This is a genomic window from Rhodanobacter aciditrophus, from assembly GCF_042679525.1.
GTDB lineage: Bacteria > Pseudomonadota > Gammaproteobacteria > Pseudomonadales > Marinomonadaceae > Marinomonas > Marinomonas aciditrophus.
The window spans coordinates 236,492-256,314 of the sequence record NZ_JBHTMN010000003.1 but is presented as its reverse complement, the minus strand read 5'-3'; the positions used below and the strand labels follow the sequence as shown (position 1 = coordinate 256,314).

Genomic DNA, 19,823 nt, shown 5'->3' with positions numbered 1-19,823 from the left:
GTTTTCACTGGGGTATTTGATCCTGGGTTCTCAGGCACCGATTTAGATCATTGCTTGCACAGTTCTTACGCAAAAAAAAGCCACGCATATAGCGTGGCTAACTTCCCAAGGGGGATTCAGCAATTAATATTGCTGTCCAGGGATCCATGTCGTACCTGCTAATGGCACACGCGCCATAGCTGCGGCTTCGACATTTAAAGCAACTAAGTCTTCTGGCTCTAAGTTACGAAGGTCGTTCTTACCACAGGCACGGGCTAAAGTTTGCGCCTCTAGGGTCAAAACTCGCAGATAATTCGCCAAGCGATTACCGGCAGCAACAGGGTCAAGACGCTTCATTAAATCAGGGTCTTGCGTTGAAATGCCTGCTGGATCCTTACCTTCTTGATAATCATCATAAAAGCCAGCCGCAGAACCTATTTTTTGGTAGTCTTCTTCCCATTTCGGGTCATTACAGCCCAATGCAACTAAGGCAGCCGTACCAATTGCAACAGCGTCCGCACCAAGAGCCATACACTTGGCAACATCGGCACCGTTACGAATACCACCAGATACGATCAACTGTACTTTGCGATGCATGCCCATTTCTTGCAGCGCTTGAACCGCTTGTGGAATGGCCGCCATTGTCGGAATACCAACATGCTCAATGAACACGTCCTGTGTCGCTGCGGTACCACCTTGCATACCATCAACTACAATCACGTCCGCACCCGCTTTTACAGCAAGCTTCACATCGTAGTAAGTTCGCGTAGCACCTACTTTGATGTAAATCGGCACCTGCCAATCAGTGATCTCACGTAACTCTTGAATTTTAATCGCCAAGTCATCAGGACCTGTCCAATCTGGATGACGACACGCAGAACGCTGATCGATGCCTTTCGGTAGGTTTCGCATCTTAGCGACACGATCAGTGATCTTCTGCCCTAGCAACATACCGCCACCGCCAGGCTTGGCACCTTGACCTAATACGACCTCAATCGCATCCGCCTTACGCAGATCGTCAGGATTCATGCCGTAGCGAGATGGTAAGTATTGGTAAACAAGCTTTTTAGACTGACCACGCTCTTCCGGTGTCATACCACCATCCCCTGTGGTCGTAGATGTGCCCGCAATCGAAGCACCTCGGCCTAGAGCTTCTTTAGCATTTGCAGACAAAGCACCGAAACTCATCCCCGCAATCGTGACAGGGATGTCCAATTTAATGGGGTTCTTCGCAAATCGATCACCTAACACAACCGATGTATTACAGGTCTCACGATAGCCTTCTAATGGGTAGCGAGACATACTCGCGCCCAAGAAAAGCAGGTCATCAAAGTGAGGGACTTTACGCTTCGCGCCAAAGCCACGAATGTCATAGATACCAGTGTCCGCAGCTCGGCGGATCTCTGCCATAGTGGCACGGTCAAAGGTTGCAGACTCTCTTAGGCTTGCGTTGTATTTGGATTCATTACTCATGATTCTAACCTCTCAAATTTAGTATGCAGACGCGTTATCAACTTTGAATGTATAAAGTTGACGTGCTGAGCCGTAGCGCTTAAAGGCCGCTGGGTCTTCGTCCACGCCAGCCTTCGCCAAGAGTCCACTAAGCTCCTCAAGGTGCTCAGGACGCATTTCTTTTTGAATGCAATCTGCACCCAATGACTTCACTTCGCCTTTAACATAAATATGTACTTCGTAGAGAGAATCCCCCAAAGCTTCACCCGCATCGCCACATACTACTAGAGAGCCTGATTGGCCCATGAAACAGCTCATGTGGCCCACACTGCCTTTCACCACGATGTCGACACCTTTCATGGAAATACCACAGCGAGCACCAGCGTTACCTTCGATGACCAGTAGACCACCTTGGGCTGTTGCACCAGCAGCTTGAGAAGCATCGCCTTTCACTCGAACGACGCCTGACATCATGTTTTCCGCTAGGCCTTGCCCCGCATTACCGTGGATCGTTACGCTAGCCGTTTTATTCATACCAGCACAAAAATAACCAGCATGACCATGAATATCCACGTGCAAATCTGCATCAAGGCCCACGGCAATATTATGCTCACCCTTAGGGTTGGCCACGCTCCATTCTTTTTCAGTGAGCGACGTCTGTTGCGCATGTAGAGCTTGGTTAAGTTCACGAATGCTGTTGTTAGCTAAATCAAATTTTTTCATGGTGTTCCCCTACTACTTACGTTCCCAGATATAGAATGTCGCTGGCTCTGGTTCCCAAACTTTGGCGTTTTCAATGCCAGGTAACGATGCAAGTGCTTGGTACTCTGAAGCCATAGCAACATAATCTTCTGTTTCCGCTAGCACAGCTGGTTTACAAGCAATCGGGTCACGCATGACAGCAAAACCATCTTTGGTACCAATAGTGAAAGTGAAAAAGCCATCTAGGTCTTTAAGAGCGTTTTCCAAAGCACCTTTTAACGTATCACCGTTATTTAGACGCCAAGTTAAATAACCAGCTGCCACTTCTGAGTCGTTTTCCGTTTCAAAGGTGATACCTTCACGCTTTAGCTTGTCACGTAAACGGTTGTGGTTTGACAAAGATCCGTTATGCACCAAACACAGGTCGGAGCCAGTAGAAAACGGATGGCTACCTTCCATCGTGACGGCAGATTCTGTTGCCATACGGGTATGACCAATAATGTGGCTCCCCTTCATACCGCTCAAATTAAATTTAGAAGCGATGTTTTCCGGCAAACCCACTTCTTTCAAAATCTCAATTGACTGGCCAGCACTAAGCACCAGTACGCCCTCAGCATTTGCCGTAATCCACTCGCGAACCGTCGACTCCGCTGCTTTTACTTTCAGCACAGCAACGTTAGAGTTCTGCATCCAATCCGCTTCACATGCCAAAGCCGTGGCAAGTTGATCGGTGAATCCAGCCCAATTAAAGGTGTCACTTGGATGACGAAGCGTCAGCTTGACCCAATCCTCTGACACATCATCCCCATAAATGGCAAAACCTGCGCTATCTGGGCCACGATCTGTCATGGCGATCAGCATTGGCTCAAAAAGCTCACCTAACTTACTTTCATATTTATCGTTTTTTAGATAAAGACCGACTATTCCACACATGGTAGAAACCTCTATTTAATTAAGTATTTGCTAACAAATAGCGCTTAGAAAAACTCTGAGTACTTCTTAACTTCCCAGTCAGACACATGGCGTAGGTATTCGCCCCACTCAGCTCGCTTAACTTTTAAAAACTCGGCGACAATGTCGCTGCCCATTGCTTCAACAAAAATGGAATCTTTCTCTAATTCATCAAGAGCAGCCCCCAGACTCTGAGGTAGGATCGAGATGTTTTTCGCAATAATCTCTTCGAGGGATAAGTCATACAGATTGATGTTCATTGGTTCACCTGGATCAAGCTCACGCTCAATACCGTCTAACCCTGCCGCAATCAATGCAGCGTGAACTAGGTAGGGGTTACAGCCTGAATCAGGTAGACGGAATTCCAAACGACCGTATGGCACTCGCACCAAAGCAGAACGGTTATTATCGCCGTAACACTCATAAGCTGGAGCCCAAGTCGCACCCGAGCTGTTACCGCCAACAACAAGGCGTTTGTAAGAGTTCACGGTTGGTGCCGCAAAAGCACAAATGGCTTTAGCGTGGGCCAAGATGCCTGCGGTAAAGTGATAGGCCATTTTAGACAGCCCCATGCCATGCTTATCACTGTCATCACCAAACAGGTTTTTGCCCGAGTCATCGGTAATAGATAAATGGAAGTGCATGCCATTTCCGGTTTTATCTGCTGCGGGTTTTGGCATAAAAGAACAGATAATTCCCATATCGTTTGCGATTTCACCCGCTGCCATGCGCACAAAGGTAAAACGATCCGCAGACTCCAAGGCATCGCCATAGGTGTAGTTAATTTCAAACTGGCCATTAGCGTCTTCGTGGTCGATTTGGTACACATCAAAATCTACCGCTTGTAATGCTTCAACCAAACGCTCTAGAAACTCTCGAGAACGGGATAACCCTTTATAGTCATAACAGGGTTTTGCAAGAGTATCGGAATCATCAACAGGAAGTAGCTCTCCGTCGGTGCCTTTTTTGAACAAATAAAACTCCGGCTCTAGACCTGTATTCAGAGTCCAACCTTTGTCTTCTAAGCGTTGAAGCTGATTTTTAAGTACCACACGTGAACAGTAAGGGTGTGGTGCATTATTAACATAACCATCACACACAAGGCGTGCATAGCCAGGCTGCCAAGGCACAATGCTTAAAGTAGAAAGGTCACCACGAGCAAGGAAGTCTGGACCGTGAGGCTCCATAGCAAGACCTGCAACGGCAAAACCCGCAAAGCCAGCCCCCTTTTCAACCACATCAAAAATGTTCTTGGCTGGAACTGACTTAGTCTTAGCGACACCGTGAATGTCAACAAACTGGGCAAGCACATATTTGATTTGATTTGACTCTAAAAAACTTGTGACTTCATTAGATTGCATTGCATTACTCCTAAGTTAATTTGCGCAACTTATGGAAGACTTGGCGCCATGTTAATGGAGAACAAGATTTCCCACAAGGAAATTAATATTCTTAATAGTAAAGCAAACTTCTTGCCAAATACGCACTGACAGTTATATTTTTTTCCTGAAGTGAATATAATCAGGCTTTGAAGGCGATAACCTTAATCTCAATAAGCTGATACAATGAAAATATCGAACTTAGAGGGTCATAAAATGACGAATAGCGCACCATCAAGGCACATCAAGGCACTAAAAGAAGGCGAAATTAGCCAAGAACGTGTCGGATCACCTCGCCTAAGGCTCGAAGACTATATCGCCATGCAAGTGAAGCGTAAGCGCATTGCCCAAGACCTCAAGATCGCTGACGTGGCTCGTATCGCTAAGTTAAGCCAAGGAATGGTGAGCAAAATAGAGAACGCTCAAGTTTCCACAAGTCTCGATACACTTGGACGACTTTGCGACGCCATTGGCTTATCTATCTCTCAATTATTTGCGGACTACGACCGCCCAGAAGGCGGTGCCCAACATACAAAATCTGGCCAAGGTATGGAGGTGGTTAGACGTGGCACCGAAAAAGGCCATACCTATCACCTACTCAATTACACCAGAGGCGAAACTCAATTGGTGGAACCCTTTTTAATTACAATGGATGATGCGAGCGAAATCTTCCCGACGTTTTCCCACGCTGGGCAAGAGTTCATTTATTTATTAGAAGGTGAAATCATGTATCGCCATGGTAATAAGCTTTATCATTTGGAAAAGGGGGACTCATTATCCTTTGACTCCAGTATTCCCCATGGACCAGAGGAGTTACTTGAAGTGCCAATAAAGCTTCTTTCTTTTATTACTCACAGCAATTCAGACAATTAAACGACTACAACCGTTTAACTGCTAAGCAGGTAATCGAGAGATAATGCTATCGATAGGTTTTAAATGCTGCTCCAAGGCTGCGACCACTCTGGTGACATCTCGATCTGAAAGAGCCTCTACGATTTCCGTATGCTCTTCGATAATGGTGTGAATGCGTTCAGGGTCCATACTTAACGCCGTATAAGCCACTTGTATCTTTCTATTTTGCATGGCCTCGTACATTTCCAGCAGTACCGGATTGCCAATGGCCTCCACCATTGCTCCATGAAACCCAATATCCATAAAGATATGTTTGTAGAAGTCTACCGCCCTAAGATCCTCTTTTTTCGCTTCATAGCATTCCACCATAGCATGGTGTAGCTCCATCATCTTTTCAGGTACTGGAATGCCCTCCACACAAATACGGGTTGCAGCATGCTCTTCAATTAAACGCCTAGTCTCGTAAATGTTAATGATCTCAGAGCCTGTTACTTGGCGAACTCGCGCACCTTTGCGAGGAATTAGCTCAATAAAACGTTCAGCCTCAAGCTTTAAAATTGAAGAAAGTAAACTCTATGCCTAAAAATCCAACAATAACTGTCGTGCTTCTAAAGCAGGTTTGAGCATAACATGTAAGCCAATTAGCCTAATTTCACGGCCATTTTGGCGTTTTAACACTTCTTTTAATAACTCACGAAATGCCTGTAATTCCAATCGACCACGGGTGTATTCAATGGTGGTTAATTGAAAATCCGCGAATTTAATTTTTATGCCTTGTTTGGCAATTAACCGCTCTGGTGGCACTTTTTTTAAACGCACTTCCAGCTCAGGGAATAACCGCTGCTCGATCACAGCCCAACAATCCTCAAAAGCACTGATGTTGGCGGAGAAGGTGCGCTCCACACCGACAGATTTGCGTTCACGGTGGGGCGTTACCGCTCTAGTGTCTAAGCCATGGCTTCGATTCCACAAGGATTCGCCAAGACGACCAAAGCGACGGATCAGCTGCATATGATCGGTTTGACGAATATCGGCACACACATAAAAGCCTGCATCGTTTAACTTTTTTAAACTGACCTTGCCGACCCCTGGAATCTTCTCAAGAGGCAGAGAATCAATAATGCTTTGCATCCTATCTGGCGGGATTACAAACTGACCATCGGGTTTGTTCATGTCTGAAGCGACCTTGGCGAGAAACTTAATAGGCGCCACGCCTGCGGAGGCGGTCAGATTCAATTCATTACGGATGTCTTCTCTAATGGCTTGAGCAATTAAAGTGGCGGATCCTCTATGAAGAGTACAGTCCGTCACATCCAGATAGGCTTCATCGAGTGATAAGGGTTCAATCAGCTGGGTATAACGCTCGAAAATAGCCCGAATTTGCCGAGAAATGTCTTTGTACACCTGCATCCGCCCTGGGACGACCTTCAGGTGCGGGCAAAGCTTCCTAGCCAATCCTGTCGCCATAGCAGAGCGCACACCAAATTTACGGGCTTCATAATTGCAGGTGCTGATCACGCCCCGTTGGGTTTCACTGCCCCCAACCGCTAGGGGAATGTTGCGGTAACTGGGTTCATCACGCATTTCGACCGACGCGTAAAAAGCATCCATATCAATATGAATAATTTTTCGATCACTCACGGACGACACCCAACTAATACTGGTTAAATATACAGTCAATTACACCTTTTTAGAGGCGATAAGTCCATACTAATCTGCTCAATTCATTCGAGCCCACGCCTAGCCAATTCATTTTTTATACCGCACCAAACTAAAGCAGATGCACTTAAACACAACATTTTTAGTTTTTAAGAGGCATAATCCGTTTCAAAGTTAAACCTAATCACTAGGGCTAGCATTAATTTAATATTATTATTTTTCATAAAAAATCAGACCAATAGAAAACGTTATTAAACAACTGTTTTTAAATGACTTTTTTAAAAATTAAGTCACTCTAGTTTAGGTTTAATTCTCTTTTTAAATAACAGGTTTTCATTTAGCTTGGCACGCAAAGTGCTTTAACGTCTAAGTGTTCGTACCCTTGGAAAGTCGGACATCACAATTTAATCAAAATAGAGAGCTAGGGTTCCGACATCATGTTTGATGTGTCTGGTCCGAGAGCTTTCGACCTTGGAAGTTGCAAGGTTACACGGCGGGATAAAAGCCCGGGAGACCACATGGCGATATTGCCAAGGGTACTCCATGTGTAATTAAACAAACTGAAAAGGTGACTTCCTATGAAATTCCAAACGAAAAAAGTACCCGCTCTACTGTTTGCTCTCCTCGCTTCTTCCCAAACACTTGCTCAAGATGATTTTAAAGTCTGTTGGTCGATTTACGCTGGTTGGATGCCTTGGGCCTACGCCAATCAATCCGGCATCATTGATAAATGGGCTGACAAATACGATATCAACATTGAAGTCGTACAGATCAATGACTATGTGGAATCCATGAACCAGTACACAGCCGGTCAGTTTGACGCTTGCACCATGGCGCAAATGGATGCTTTGACCATCCCGGCCGTCGGTGGAGTAGACAGCACAGTCCTGATCGCAGGGGACTACTCTGATGGTAACGATGCCATCATTCTAATGAATAAAGACGAGTTGTCTGACATTAAAGGACAAGACGTAAACTTAGTGGAATACAGCGTTTCCCACTACTTGCTAGCCCGTGGCTTAGAAACAGTTGGAATGAGCGAACGTGATGTGCAAGTGGTTAACACCTCTGACGCCGATCTAGTTTCTGTATTTGGCTCCGGTGATGTCACAGCAACCGTTACCTGGAATCCTCTGGTCAGCGAAATTCTCTCCATGCCTAAAACCCACAGTGTGTTTGATTCTTCTATGATTCCAGGTGAAATCATCGATGGCCTGATCGTTAATACTGAGACCTTAAAAGCCAACCCAGCCTTGGGTAAAGCTTTAACAGGCGCTTGGTTTGAAATCATGGCTGAGATGTCCGGGGACAGCGACAGCGCAAAAGAAGTACGCACCTTGATGGCTGAAGCCGCTGAGACAGACCTAGCAGGCTATGACGCTCAGTTAGCGAAAACTCACATGTATTACACCCCAGCCGCAGCCCTAGAACTGGTTAATAGCCCTAAACTCGTGGACACCATGACCCATGTTGCAGAGTTTTCCTTTGAACACGGTTTATTAGGAGAAGGGGCGCCAAGTGCTGACATCGTGGGAATCGAAATGCCTGCTGGCATCTACGGTGACCCAAACAACATCAAGTTGCGTTTTGACAACACCTACATGCAAATGGCCGCAGACGGTCAACTGTAATGCTCTCAGGCGTGCTGCTCATACTTTGAGCAGCACGTTCCTAAGAACCTTCACATGAAGACGCATGTATGAAAAAACTGATTAACTATACCCCCTCCTCAGCAAACCAAGTATTGCTCGGCTTATTGCCCTTCGCATTGCTTATTGTGATTTACATGCTGAGTTCGGATGCGCGCTTGGCCATCAATCCAAGCGATAAGCTATTGCCCTCTTTCACTCAAATGGGTGACGCCATGTACCGTTTGGCGTTTGAGCCTAGCCGACGCACAGGGGAATTGGTGTTCTGGCAGGATACCCTAAGTAGCTTGCTGAGATTATTTGCAGGGGTCGGCATCGCCGCGGTTTTTGGCTTATGCCTAGGCTTGCTGACAGGCGCTTTGCCAGTATTGTACGCCAGCTTAGCGCCGTTACTGACCGTGATTTCACTGATTCCACCACTGGCTATTTTGCCGATTCTATTTATCGTCATCGGCCTTGGGGAAGCCTCAAAAATCACCTTAATTGCCATTGGTGTTGCGCCTTTTATCGCACGTGATATCCAGCGACGTACTCAAGAGATCCCAAGCGAACAATTGGTAAAAGCTCAGACCTTGGGCGCCAGCACTCCGCAGATCTTAATCCGTGTATTGCTTCCTCAAGTGATGCCTAAGCTGATCGATGCCGTGCGTTTGTCTTTAGGTTCCGGTTGGTTGTTTCTCATCGCGGCGGAAGCCATTTCATCGACTGATGGCTTAGGCTATCGGATCTTTTTGGTAAGACGTTACATGTCCATGGATGTGATCCTTCCCTATGTGGCTTGGATTACTCTGCTCGCCTTTTTGATTGATTACCTACTCAGTGCGCTCAACACCCGACTTTACCCTTGGAATGCGGAGAGCAAATCATGAGCCAGCCATTTATTGAAGCCCGCAATGTCGGCAAACAATACGGCCAAGACATCATCTTGGAACGGGTCAACATTCAAGTGCAAGAAGGAGAATTTGTCACGCTAGTTGGTGCATCCGGCTGCGGTAAAAGCACCTTTTTGAAAATGATTCTAGGCACGGAACAAGCTTCATCTGGGGAGCTCTTGCTCAATGGCCAAGCCATGCCCAACGAGCCGGGACCAGATCGCGGGATTGTGTTTCAACAGTACTCGGTGTTCCCTCACATGACCGTACTGGAAAACGTCGTTGCGGCGAAAGGCTTTCAAAAAGCCTCCCTCAGTGGCTATTTGTTTGGCAAAGAAAAGCAACAAGCCAAGGATGAAGCAACGGAAGTATTGACTCAGGTAGGACTCAGCCATGCACTTAATCGTTACCCCCACGAACTTTCTGGTGGCATGAAGCAACGCCTTGCTATCGCCCAAGCGGTGATTTGCAAGCCACGTATCTTGCTGCTCGATGAGCCATTTGGCGCCTTGGACCCGGGCATCCGCGCTGACATGCACCGCCTTATCCTAGACCTTTGGAAAAAGCACAAACTCACCATCTTCATGGTGACCCATGACCTGAAAGAAGGCTTTTACCTTGGCACACGTTTATGGGTGTTTGACAAATTACGTCACGATCCACATGCCCCCAACGCTTACGGTGCTTCCATCACTTACGACCTGCCTGTGGGTGAAACGCAGGACAGCCTTTACCAAGAAATCACCGATCAGATTCGCCCTGACAGCATGGCGACTGAGCAAACGGAGACCGTCTTATGACACATTATGAAACCATTATTCCACCGGCCAGCCATTGGTCACTTCGCGTTCGTCGCGGGACACAAATAACCCTCACAGACCTTGAAGGTGGCGCCAATGTTGGCATGGTGTTTTACAACCCAGAAAACCTACTAGAGCGCTACAACGCCCCAGATACTTTAAAAGGACAACACACCTTTAAGTTAACGCAAGGGCACTGCCTTTATTCAGACATGGGGCGAATTTTTGCCTCCATTATTAAGGATTCATTAGGCTGGCATGAAACAGTCAGTGGTAATAGCCACGCTTCTCATATCGCAGCCCAATGGGGCAGCCGTGACTATCAGAGCGATCACAATGGCTGGATGCAAAACGGCCACGATGCCATGTTAGTGGAGATGGCGAAATACGGTCTCACGCAAGCGGATATCACCGCCAACCTAAACCTTTTCAGCAAGGTGCAAACAGACGCCGAGGGCAACATGGCATTAGTGCCAGATCACAGCCCAGCAGGCAGTGAAATCACCCTACGTTTTGAAATGGACACCTTAGTGATGCTGCATACCTGCCCTCATCCTCTCAGCCAAGCGGACAGCTATCCCCGTAAGCCCGTAAAACTGCTACTTGAAAAAGCCGCACCCGTAACTGACGACGACTTATGCAAAAACTCCCGCCCAGAAAACCAACGGGGCTTCGCCAATAACGCTTTGTACCATTTCGGAATGGAGGCCTAACCCATGATTAAAGAAAGTCAACGATTACCAGAAAAAGCCAACCAAAAATACACTGTCGACGCGGGTGATTACTTCATACGTTATGTTCCCGCGGGGGCCACGTTTCGCTTTGTGGATTTAGAAGGAAACCAAGCTGCAGACACCTTGTTTTACAACGCCCACAACCCAGCTGAACGCTACAGCGCCACGGACACGATTCGAGAGCAAGGCAATGTATACCTCACAGCTGGCTCCCAGCTTCGCTCCAATGAAAACAACATCATGTTGGAAATCGTTGCCGATACGTGTGGCCGACACGATACCCTAGGGGGCGCCTGTGCCACCGAGAGTAATACGGTTCGTTACGACCTAGAAAAACGCTGTATGCATGCCTGCCGTGACAGCTGGATGCTGGCCATCTCAGAAAACCCAAAATTTGGCTTAGACAAACGTGACATCAGCCACAACATCAACTTCTTCATGAATGTGCCGGTCACTGAGGCCGGTGGACTCACCTTTGAAGACGGTATTTCTGCTCCGGGCAAGTACGTAGAAATGAAAGCAGAAATGGATTTGATCGTCTTGATCTCCAACTGTCCACAGCTTAACAACCCTTGTAATGGCTACAACCCAACACCAATCGACGTATTAGTCTGGGAAGCTTAACCAAACAACCGACTCCTCTTGTCATTTCAGTGGACGGCCACTGTCATATTTTCAAAAACCGGGACGACCCGGTGAAGGTTGAAAAATGTTTCACACTGTTTTAATTGCTAACCGTGGAGCAATCGCTGCCCGAATTATCCGCACCCTACAGCGTATGAACATCAAGGCTGTAGCCGTGTATGCCGAATCCGATGCCAAAAGTCGTCATGTAAAACTGGCCGACGAAGCCTATTCTCTGGGAGAAGGGGCTGCCAGCGACACCTACTTAAACGTCGACAACATTTTGCGCATTGCCAAACAATGCGGCGCCCAAGCCATCCACCCGGGATACGGTTTCCTTAGCGAAAACGCCAACTTTGTCCGCCGCTGTGAAGCGCAAGGCATCGCCTTCATCGGTCCAACAGACGAACAAATGCTGGCCTTTGGTCTAAAACACCGAGCCCGTGAATTGGCTGAGCAAGCCCAAGTGCCATTGTTACCAGGGTCAGAGCTGCTCACAGACCTAGAAAGTGCCGTGCAAATTGCCGCAGAAATCGGCTACCCAGTCATGCTTAAAAGTACCGCGGGGGGCGGTGGCATCGGCATGCATCTGTGCCACGACGAACAAGCCCTGCGCGATAACTTTGCTTCTGTAAAACGCCTTGGCGCGAGCAACTTCGCCGACGACGGAGTTTTCCTAGAAAAATTCATCGCCCGAGCGCGCCATATTGAAGTGCAAATTTTTGCTGATGGACAAGGTAACGCTCTCGCCCTAGGGGAACGAGATTGTTCCAGCCAGCGCCGTAACCAAAAAGTGGTAGAAGAATGTCCCGCACCAAACCTGACCGACTCGGTGCGTCAGCAACTTCACCAAACCGCCGAGTCCCTATTAGCATCAGTAAACTACCGTAACGCAGGCACCGTCGAGTTCATCTATGACATGGACACTGGCCTGTTTTACTTCCTCGAAGTCAATACTCGCCTCCAAGTAGAGCACGGCGTAACCGAAGAAGTGTACGGTGTAGACCTTGTGGAATGGATGATTCGTTTAGGAGCAGGAGACACATTCGATCTGGATGCCAAGCGCAACACATTGACACCTCAAGGCCACTCGATCCAAGTACGACTCTACGCAGAAGATCCCTATAAAGACTTTCAGCCTAGTCCTGGTCTACTTAGCTTTGTGGACCTACCGCAGAGCTATACGGAACTAAACCAAGTTACTGATGGCCCACGGGTGCGCATCGATCATTGGGTTGAAACAGGCATAGAGATCTCCCCTTACTTTGATCCCATGATTGCGAAAGTCATCGTCCATAATCAAGATCGTGATAGCGCTCTGGCTTTACTGAGTTCAACCTTGGATCAATGCACCCTCTACGGCACGCAAACCAACCTGGATTATCTAAAGCAATTACTGCAGGACAAAACCCTTGCGGACGGTGAAATCAGCACCCGATACCTCAATAACTTTGTCTACACGCCCCAACGCATCGATGTTCTCAGTGGCGGTACACAAACGACTTTGCAAGACTTCCCCGGACGCCAACATCATTGGAACGTGGGCGTTCCACCGTCTGGGCCATTTGATAATTACCACAGCCGTCTGGCTAACCGCTTACTCAACAATCCCATTAATGCGGCCACCATGGAAATCACTCTCCAAGGGCCCTCCCTGCAATTTAGTTTCGATACGGCCATTGCTCTGTTTGGCGCCCATATGGACATCAAACTGGACAATGAACCAGTTCCCATGAATCAAGTCGTGGCGATTAAAGCAGGCCAAACACTCGCCCTAGGGCGCATTAAACAAAGTGGTGCACGTGCCTATTTGGCCGTAGCAGGTGGTTTTAATTGTCCTGACTACCTCGGCTCTAAATCCACCTTTACCCTAGGCCAATTTGGGGGACACAATGGTCGTGCCTTGCAAACAGGTGATGTGTTAACCACCTTGGTAGGCACAACCCCAGTGTCTGGTGCTCAATTACCCGACGAACTCATCCCTACTCTGTCCCATCAACATGAGTTACGAGTCGTCTATGGCCCCCATGGTTGCCCAGACTTCTTCACCGATGAAGACATTGAAATCTTCTTTAATACCGATTGGGAAATCCACTACAACTCTAGCCGTACAGGGGTGCGCTTAATTGGGCCTAAACCGAAATGGGCACGTCAGAATGGCGGCGAAGCGGGTCTGCATCCGTCTAACATCCATGACAATGCATACGCCTTTGGCAGCATTGATTTCACCGGTGACATGCCAGTCATTCTTGGGCCTGATGGACCATCCCTAGGGGGCTTTGTTTGCCCTGCCACAGTGATCACAGCGGATCTATGGAAGCTGGGGCAATTACGGGCGGGAGATACCGTTCGCTTTGTCCCTGTCACCCTCGACGATGCTGTGGCCCTTGAAGCAGAACAAACCGCCAGCCTAGCAGACCTTTCTGCCCCTAGCCTGACGGTGAACTCCTGTGGCATCACTTCCCCTATTTTAAAGACGCTATCTGCTGACGATTTTGGCGATGACATTGTTTATCGTGCCGCAGGAGATCACTTTTTATTAGTGGAATACGGTGAACAGACGTTAGACATTCGTTTGCGCTTTAGGGCACACGCTCTCATGCAATGGCTTGAGAAACACCCCTTTGAAGGCATGAAAGAGCTGACGCCAGGAATTCGTTCCCTTCAGATTCACTACGACAGCCAACAAATCCGTCATACGGAATTATTAGCCTTACTTGAGCAAGCTGAGCGGGCCTTAGGGGAAACCTTAGCCGAACTAACAGTGCCTTCCCGTACCGTTTATCTCCCTATGTCTTGGGATGACAAAGCTTGCCAGGACGCCATTGATAAGTACGCTCAGTCAGTACGATCTAATGCTCCTTGGTGTCCTAGTAACCTTGAATTTATTCGCCGCATTAACGGCTTAGACAGTATCGATCAGGTCAAAGAGATCGTTTTTAATGCCAGCTATTTAGTGATGGGACTGGGAGACGTTTACCTCGGTGCTCCTGTGGCAACACCTGTGGACCCTCGCCATCGTCTTGTCACAACAAAATACAACCCAGCTCGCACCTGGACTGCAGAAAACTCCGTAGGCATTGGTGGATCCTACTTATGTGTCTATGGCATGGAAGGGCCGGGGGGCTATCAGTTTGTTGGACGCACTCTACAAATGTGGAATCGTTACCGACTCACCTCCGCCTTTACTAAACCCTGGTTACTACGCTTCTTTGATCAAATTCGCTTCTACGAGGTGAGTCATGATGAGTTACAACAGATTCGTAAGGACTTCCCCCACGACCTTTACCACGACAAAGAAAGCCCCATTCGCATTGAGGAAAGCAGCTTTTCCTTATCCGAATACGAAACATTTGTAGCGCAAAACCAGCAGGACATTGATCAGTTCAAAGCTTCTCGTAATCAGGCGTTTGAGGCAGAGCTAGAACGCTGGCACGCCAATGGGCAATTTCACTTTGATCAAGAAGAAGCGACAAGCGTTGCTACGGAGGTCACTTGGAGCGAAGACGCCGTTGTGGTAGACAGCCCAGTGTCTGGCAGTGTTTGGCAAACTCAGGTGCAAGCGGGCGACTTAGTCAAAGCAGGCCAACTTCTAGTGATCCTGGAGTCCATGAAAATGGAAATCCCTCTGCATGCCCCCAGCGATGGAGTGGTGTCGGATGTGTTATTAAAAAATGGTAGCCGCGTAAACGCTGGCCAAGCCGTGATTGTTATTGAAGACCAAGTTAAGGGGAACTAAGCATGAGCATTATTGCACCACTCAACACGACGACAGACATGGGCTTCAGCGCTCTGACACAAGCCTATCAATCACACAGCAAGACCCCAGCTCTGGTCATGGCAGAGATTCGCGAGCGGGCTAAAGATTTTGAATCTTACAACATCTGGATTCATCTACTCAGCGAAGCAGAGCAAGCCCCTTACCTTGATGCCTTAAAAGACAAGGACCCAGCCTCCCACCCTCTTTGGGGGATTCCATTTGCCATCAAGGACAATATTGATTTGGCTGGCATTCCAACGACCGCAGCATGCCCAGAGTTTGCCTACACACCGGACAGCTCCGCACAGGTGGTGCAACAATTGATTGACGCAGGGGCCATCCCTGTAGGAAAAACCAACCTTGACCAGTTTGCTACCGGGCTAAACGGGACACGCTCACCTTATGGAGCCTGCCATAACGCCTTCGATTTCGATTACCTCAGTGGCGGCTCTAGCGCGGGGTCATCGGTTGCGGTGGCTTTAGGTTTGGCCAGTTTCAGTCTTGGTACCGATACGGCAGGTTCTGGTCGTATCCCGGCCTGCTTCAATAATCTCATTGGGGTAAAACCGAGCATTGGTCTCTTGTCAGCAACCGGTCTCGTCCCTGCGTGTCGAAGCCTTGATTGTATTACCTTGTTTGCCTACAACACAGACGATGCCAATACGGCGTTGGCGGCTGCGGAGGGCTTTGATCAACGGGATGGCTACAGCCGTCAAAACCCATTTAGCAACCAAGAACGACAGTACGGCCTACGAGAAGGGGAATTAACCGTTGGGATCATCGCACCGTCTCAGCTTAAATTCTTTGGCGACGAGCAGTATGCTAAGGCATACCAAGCCACATTAGACCAGCTCTCTGAACAAGGCTTTGTGTTCAAAGAAATCGATTATGCCCCATTCGATAAAATCGCCAAATTACTGTACGAAGGCCCATGGGTGTCTGAGCGCTACATTGCGACACAACCCTTGATAGACGAAAACCCTGATGCAGTTTTCCCTGTGGTACGTGAGATCATCGCCCCTGGGGGCAAGCCTCCAGCGACCTCATTATTTAAAGCTCAATACCGCATTAAGGCTCTTCAACAAGTGTGTTTGGCACAAATGTCTGAAGTGGATTGCTTACTGACTCCCACCGCTGGTCGTCATTTCACCATTGATGAAATGCTAGAAGAACCGATCAAGCGCAACAGTGAATTGGGGTATTACACCAACTTCATGAACCTGATCGACTTAGCCTCCGTTGCTGTACCGACCCAGTTCACACACGCAGGTATGCCATTTGGCGTGACCTTAGTGGGCCCGACCTTCAGTGACCGCATGCTGCTGTCCATCGCTAATCGAATTCAACAAACATTCCCTTTACCAAAAGGTGCGCTGGCTTATCCAGCGAGACCTACTAACAACACAAAAGTAGCAGCACCCGATGGTATTGATGTGGTGGTCTGCGGTGCCCACCTGGAAGGCCAGCCCCTAAATTGGCAGTTGACAGAACGGGGCGCAACCCTGCTGGCGAAAACCAGCACAGCTCCCGTATATCGCCTATACGCTTTGGCAGGTGGACCGCCAATGCGTCCAGGTATGCAATTAAACGAAGGGAACGGGGCCGCTATTGAGGTGGAAGTATGGCGCGTTCCGAGCGCAGAGTTCGGTAGCTTTGTGGCGGGCATCCCTGCCCCGCTTGGGATAGGCAAACTTAAGCTGGCGGATGGCCGCCTAGTAAGTGGGTTTATTTGTGAAGGATACGCCTTAGAAGACGCCCAAGACATTACCGAATTTGGCGGCTGGCGGGCCTACCTTAACGCCTAATCAGCCATGGCAAACGGTCGGAGCTTAGCAACGGTGCTCCGACCGTTTTATCAATCCTTCGGTCAGTTGTCTGGCACGGTCAAACTCCAAATCGTCCAATGCCGTAATAAGTGCTTCTAAATCCGATGAATATTGTGAGTAGCTCAAATGGGGCTTTAGAGCGTGTGTGTATTCCGTTGCGGCAAAGTCCCCCTCGTGAACCAAGACTTTTAACGTCTCTAACGTCATGAGCAAACTTTCTGGTGGCAGATCTGCTTTTGTGTTTTCTAAGGTTTTGGCCGCTAACTCACGTAGTTGAACCATGCTGCGATTAAGCGTTTGGGAGCTGGTTATCAACTTCTGATATACAACATCCGTGATTTCGGCATCGAGGGATTCTAGGTGCTCTATGTCTCGCGCCACAGCCACCATATCAACCGCTCCAAGATGACTAAACATGCCTCTTAGATCGTGCCCCAGACGTTTTACCGCTGCCAAAGAGTGCTCTCGCCTCAATAGGTCAAATTGTGCCGCGATATTCGGGTATTTACTTTCACAGCGATCCCATAACTCTATGTATTTCGGTAGCCCTTGGGGAATGCGGACTAGCGCCCGTTTCAGTTGAATACCCGGTAATGCTTTCGGCAAATCTCCTGATGTTACCACACTCTGACCTTGGTCATTCGGTACGTGCTCTACCCCACGCCACTTTAATAACACCGACTTGAGTGCAATAGGATCAATGGGCTTAGTGATGTGGTCATTCATACCGGCAGCAATACTGCGCTCATAATCCCCTTCCATCGCATGGGCCGTCAGGGCAATGATAGGCAAATTGGCAAATTTTGGTTGGGAGCGAATACGATCAGTGGCTTCAAACCCATCTACTGTTGGCATTTGTACATCCATCAACACCAAATCAATGGCATGACTTTCAAGTACCTGTAGCGCCTCAGCGCCATTTTCTGCTGGGTAAACCTGCACTCCAAGCTTACTGAGCAAATTGGAGACGATCATCATATTAATGGCATTGTCTTCTGCCACCAGCACTCGAATGCCTTGTAATGCTTCAGCCTCGTTTAGGAAGCTTGAAAGTTCATCCTGATTTTCTGGTTGTACTTTAGACTCTGATTGTTCCAGATGGGCTTCTGCCAAGGGCAGCTGAATACGTAGAGTGAACTCAGACCCTTGCCCCAAACAACTTTCAATATGAATGTCGCCGTCCATCATATCCACTAACTGTTTGGTAATGGAGAGCCCCAACCCTGTGCCTCCAAAACGTCGACTGGTGGAAATGTCTGCCTGAGAAAACGGCGCAAATAGCGTGTCTAAAGAGTCATCGGCAATACCAATACCCGTGTCCTTAACTTTCACTTCTAGATGCGCCACGTTGGCGACCCGGTGCAACAAAGACACCTTCACGTCCACCTGTCCATTGTTGGTGAATTTGATGGCATTGTTCACCAAATTGGTGAAAATTTGACTGATTCGGACCGAATCCCCCACAAAGGACTTAGGTACATCGTCTGCATAATCAATGTGGAAACCTATGCCTTTTTTACGGGCATTTAGGTGGTTAATGTCGTACACACCTTGTAATACTTTGTCTAACGCGAAGACCTCATGCTCAAGGGTCAGCTGCCCCGATTCCACTTTAGAAAAGTCTAGAATGTCATTGATGATCACCAATAAATTAGACGCAGAGCCTTGGATCTTATTAAGGTAATCTCGCTGACCGTCAGCGAGCTGAGTATCTTGTAGCAAATGCGCCAAACCTATGATGGCATTCATCGGTGTGCGGATCTCATGACTCATGTTGGCTAAGAAAAAGCCCTTATGCTTATTGGCAGTTTCTGCTAACTCCAACGCAGAACGGAGTTCTTCGGTTCTTTGCAGAACCAGATCTTCCTGCTGGGCCACCAAATCACGTAAATGCTTGTTCGCCTCGTACAGCTCTGTCGCTTTCACTTCCAGCAACATTTCCGCTTCAAGGCGCGCTCGTTTCTCGCGTTCTAGGCGCTTTTTAAGGCGTTCTTCTAAATCTTTCACGACAGGTTACGAATATCAAAATGTGTTTCGAACATAGACTCGGTATCAAAGCTCTCATGGCTGATCTCCAGAGTTTCCCCATAGTATTTGGCGCACCCCTTAATAAGACCTAGGGCGAGCAACGAAAATGGCCGCTTTGAACGGTATTGCATCAGCAAATGGTTTTCTCCAAGACGCTGACAGGTAAACGACGGCAACTCCGCATTGGGATAGAGCTTCATTACCTCGATATGAATGGTTCCATCTACGGATTCAAGCATTTCTATAGTATTCGACTTGCCTTCAGCTAGCGTCGGATACTTGCTAATCAGGACACCAAACAAGTGCTCACCAAAGACCTCCACTAAGGTATCCACAGGGATATCTGTGACCTGGCTAAGGGTCACCACGAGTTTGATCATATCGGTATGGGTGTAATAGCCGACGGAAGTAAACGCCCCTTCAGTCGATAATCCTGGAGCGTCGAGCAGGTCATCTAGCACCTCTTCAGAGAAGCGATCTTTGACCATGTCCATAAATTCGGTATACACGATTCCTAACATAACGTAACCCTTATTTATTTGCGGAGCGGAACGAG

The 19,823-nt window shown here is 48.1% G+C and carries 16 protein-coding genes and 1 riboswitch; of the genes, 8 read left to right on the top strand and 8 right to left on the bottom strand.

All coding sequences use genetic code 11. The features are described from left to right. Positions 1 to 123 precede the first annotated feature (123 nt). From ACFQ45_RS01855 to glnT, 4 genes are read right to left on the bottom strand one after another with little or no spacing between them, the layout of a single operon-like run. A complete protein-coding gene (locus ACFQ45_RS01855; protein WP_377364739.1) occupies positions 124 to 1,452 on the bottom strand; it encodes an FMN-binding glutamate synthase family protein in 1,329 nt (442 codons plus the stop codon). 18 nt (positions 1,453 to 1,470) lie between these two features. After that, the gene (locus ACFQ45_RS01850) at positions 1,471 to 2,154 is read right to left on the bottom strand and encodes a GltB/FmdC/FwdC-like GXGXG domain-containing protein (RefSeq protein ID WP_377364737.1); all 684 of its coding nucleotides are present in this window, start codon (positions 2,152 to 2,154) and stop codon (positions 1,471 to 1,473) included. Positions 2,155 to 2,166: 12 nt separating this feature from the next. After that, positions 2,167 to 3,066, bottom strand: a complete 900-nt coding sequence (locus tag ACFQ45_RS01845; protein WP_377364735.1) for a class II glutamine amidotransferase — start codon at positions 3,064 to 3,066, stop codon at positions 2,167 to 2,169. Positions 3,067 to 3,110: 44 nt separating this feature from the next. Then, positions 3,111 to 4,445, bottom strand: coding sequence for a type III glutamate--ammonia ligase (glnT, locus tag ACFQ45_RS01840; protein ID WP_377364733.1), 1,335 nt, complete (start codon positions 4,443 to 4,445; stop codon positions 3,111 to 3,113). A gap of 234 nt (positions 4,446 to 4,679) precedes the next feature. Here glnT and ACFQ45_RS01835 point away from each other — a divergent pair, with 234 nt between their 5' ends. After that, the gene (locus ACFQ45_RS01835; RefSeq protein WP_377364731.1) at positions 4,680 to 5,336 is read left to right on the top strand and encodes a helix-turn-helix domain-containing protein; all 657 of its coding nucleotides are present in this window, start codon (positions 4,680 to 4,682) and stop codon (positions 5,334 to 5,336) included. A gap of 21 nt (positions 5,337 to 5,357) precedes the next feature. On the opposite strand, the gene ACFQ45_RS01830 is transcribed toward ACFQ45_RS01835, so the two are convergent. Together ACFQ45_RS01830 and dinB are read right to left on the bottom strand one after the other, a co-directional pair. After that, a complete protein-coding gene (locus ACFQ45_RS01830; RefSeq protein WP_377365073.1) occupies positions 5,358 to 5,783 on the bottom strand; it encodes an FCD domain-containing protein in 426 nt (141 codons plus the stop codon). 111 nt (positions 5,784 to 5,894) lie between these two features. Next, a complete protein-coding gene (dinB, locus tag ACFQ45_RS01825) occupies positions 5,895 to 6,956 on the bottom strand; it encodes a DNA polymerase IV (protein WP_377364729.1) in 1,062 nt (353 codons plus the stop codon). 428 nt (positions 6,957 to 7,384) lie between these two features. Next, positions 7,385 to 7,489: riboswitch (guanidine-I (ykkC/yxkD leader) on the top strand. A 63-nt stretch (positions 7,490 to 7,552) separates the two neighbouring features. Here dinB and ACFQ45_RS01820 point away from each other — a divergent pair. The 7 genes from ACFQ45_RS01820 (at position 7,553) to atzF (ending at position 17,218) form a co-directional block, all read left to right on the top strand. After that, positions 7,553 to 8,605, top strand: coding sequence for a putative urea ABC transporter substrate-binding protein (locus tag ACFQ45_RS01820; RefSeq protein WP_377364727.1), 1,053 nt, complete (start codon positions 7,553 to 7,555; stop codon positions 8,603 to 8,605). A 68-nt stretch (positions 8,606 to 8,673) separates the two neighbouring features. Next, on the top strand, positions 8,674 to 9,492 hold the full coding sequence (locus ACFQ45_RS01815; protein ID WP_377364725.1) for an ABC transporter permease: 819 nt from the start codon (positions 8,674 to 8,676) through the stop codon (positions 9,490 to 9,492). Continuing rightward, on the top strand, positions 9,489 to 10,295 hold the full coding sequence (locus tag ACFQ45_RS01810) for an ABC transporter ATP-binding protein (protein WP_377364723.1): 807 nt from the start codon (positions 9,489 to 9,491) through the stop codon (positions 10,293 to 10,295). Before ACFQ45_RS01815 ends, ACFQ45_RS01810 begins: the two co-directional genes overlap by 4 nt. Next, the gene (locus ACFQ45_RS01805) at positions 10,292 to 11,008 is read left to right on the top strand and encodes an urea amidolyase associated protein UAAP1 (protein WP_377364721.1); all 717 of its coding nucleotides are present in this window, start codon (positions 10,292 to 10,294) and stop codon (positions 11,006 to 11,008) included. The genes ACFQ45_RS01810 and ACFQ45_RS01805 overlap by 4 nt, the downstream gene beginning before the upstream one ends. Before the next feature lie 3 nt (positions 11,009 to 11,011). Further along, on the top strand, positions 11,012 to 11,653 hold the full coding sequence (locus ACFQ45_RS01800) for an urea amidolyase associated protein UAAP2 (protein ID WP_377364719.1): 642 nt from the start codon (positions 11,012 to 11,014) through the stop codon (positions 11,651 to 11,653). An 85-nt stretch (positions 11,654 to 11,738) separates the two neighbouring features. Further along, complete coding sequence (gene uca / locus ACFQ45_RS01795) at positions 11,739 to 15,392, top strand: urea carboxylase (RefSeq protein WP_377364717.1); 3,654 nt, start codon at positions 11,739 to 11,741, stop codon at positions 15,390 to 15,392. Between the two features lie 2 nt (positions 15,393 to 15,394). After that, positions 15,395 to 17,218: an allophanate hydrolase gene (gene atzF / locus ACFQ45_RS01790; protein ID WP_377364715.1), complete on the top strand. Its 1,824-nt coding sequence runs from the start codon at positions 15,395 to 15,397 to the stop codon at positions 17,216 to 17,218. 24 nt (positions 17,219 to 17,242) lie between these two features. Here the strand turns inward: atzF and ACFQ45_RS01785 are convergent, their stop codons facing one another. Continuing rightward, on the bottom strand, positions 17,243 to 19,246 hold the full coding sequence (locus ACFQ45_RS01785) for an ATP-binding protein (RefSeq protein WP_377364713.1): 2,004 nt from the start codon (positions 19,244 to 19,246) through the stop codon (positions 17,243 to 17,245). Then, a complete protein-coding gene (locus ACFQ45_RS01780) occupies positions 19,243 to 19,788 on the bottom strand; it encodes a heme NO-binding domain-containing protein (RefSeq protein WP_377364711.1) in 546 nt (181 codons plus the stop codon). Before ACFQ45_RS01780 ends, ACFQ45_RS01785 begins: the two co-directional genes overlap by 4 nt. Between the last annotated feature and the right edge of the window lie 35 nt (positions 19,789 to 19,823).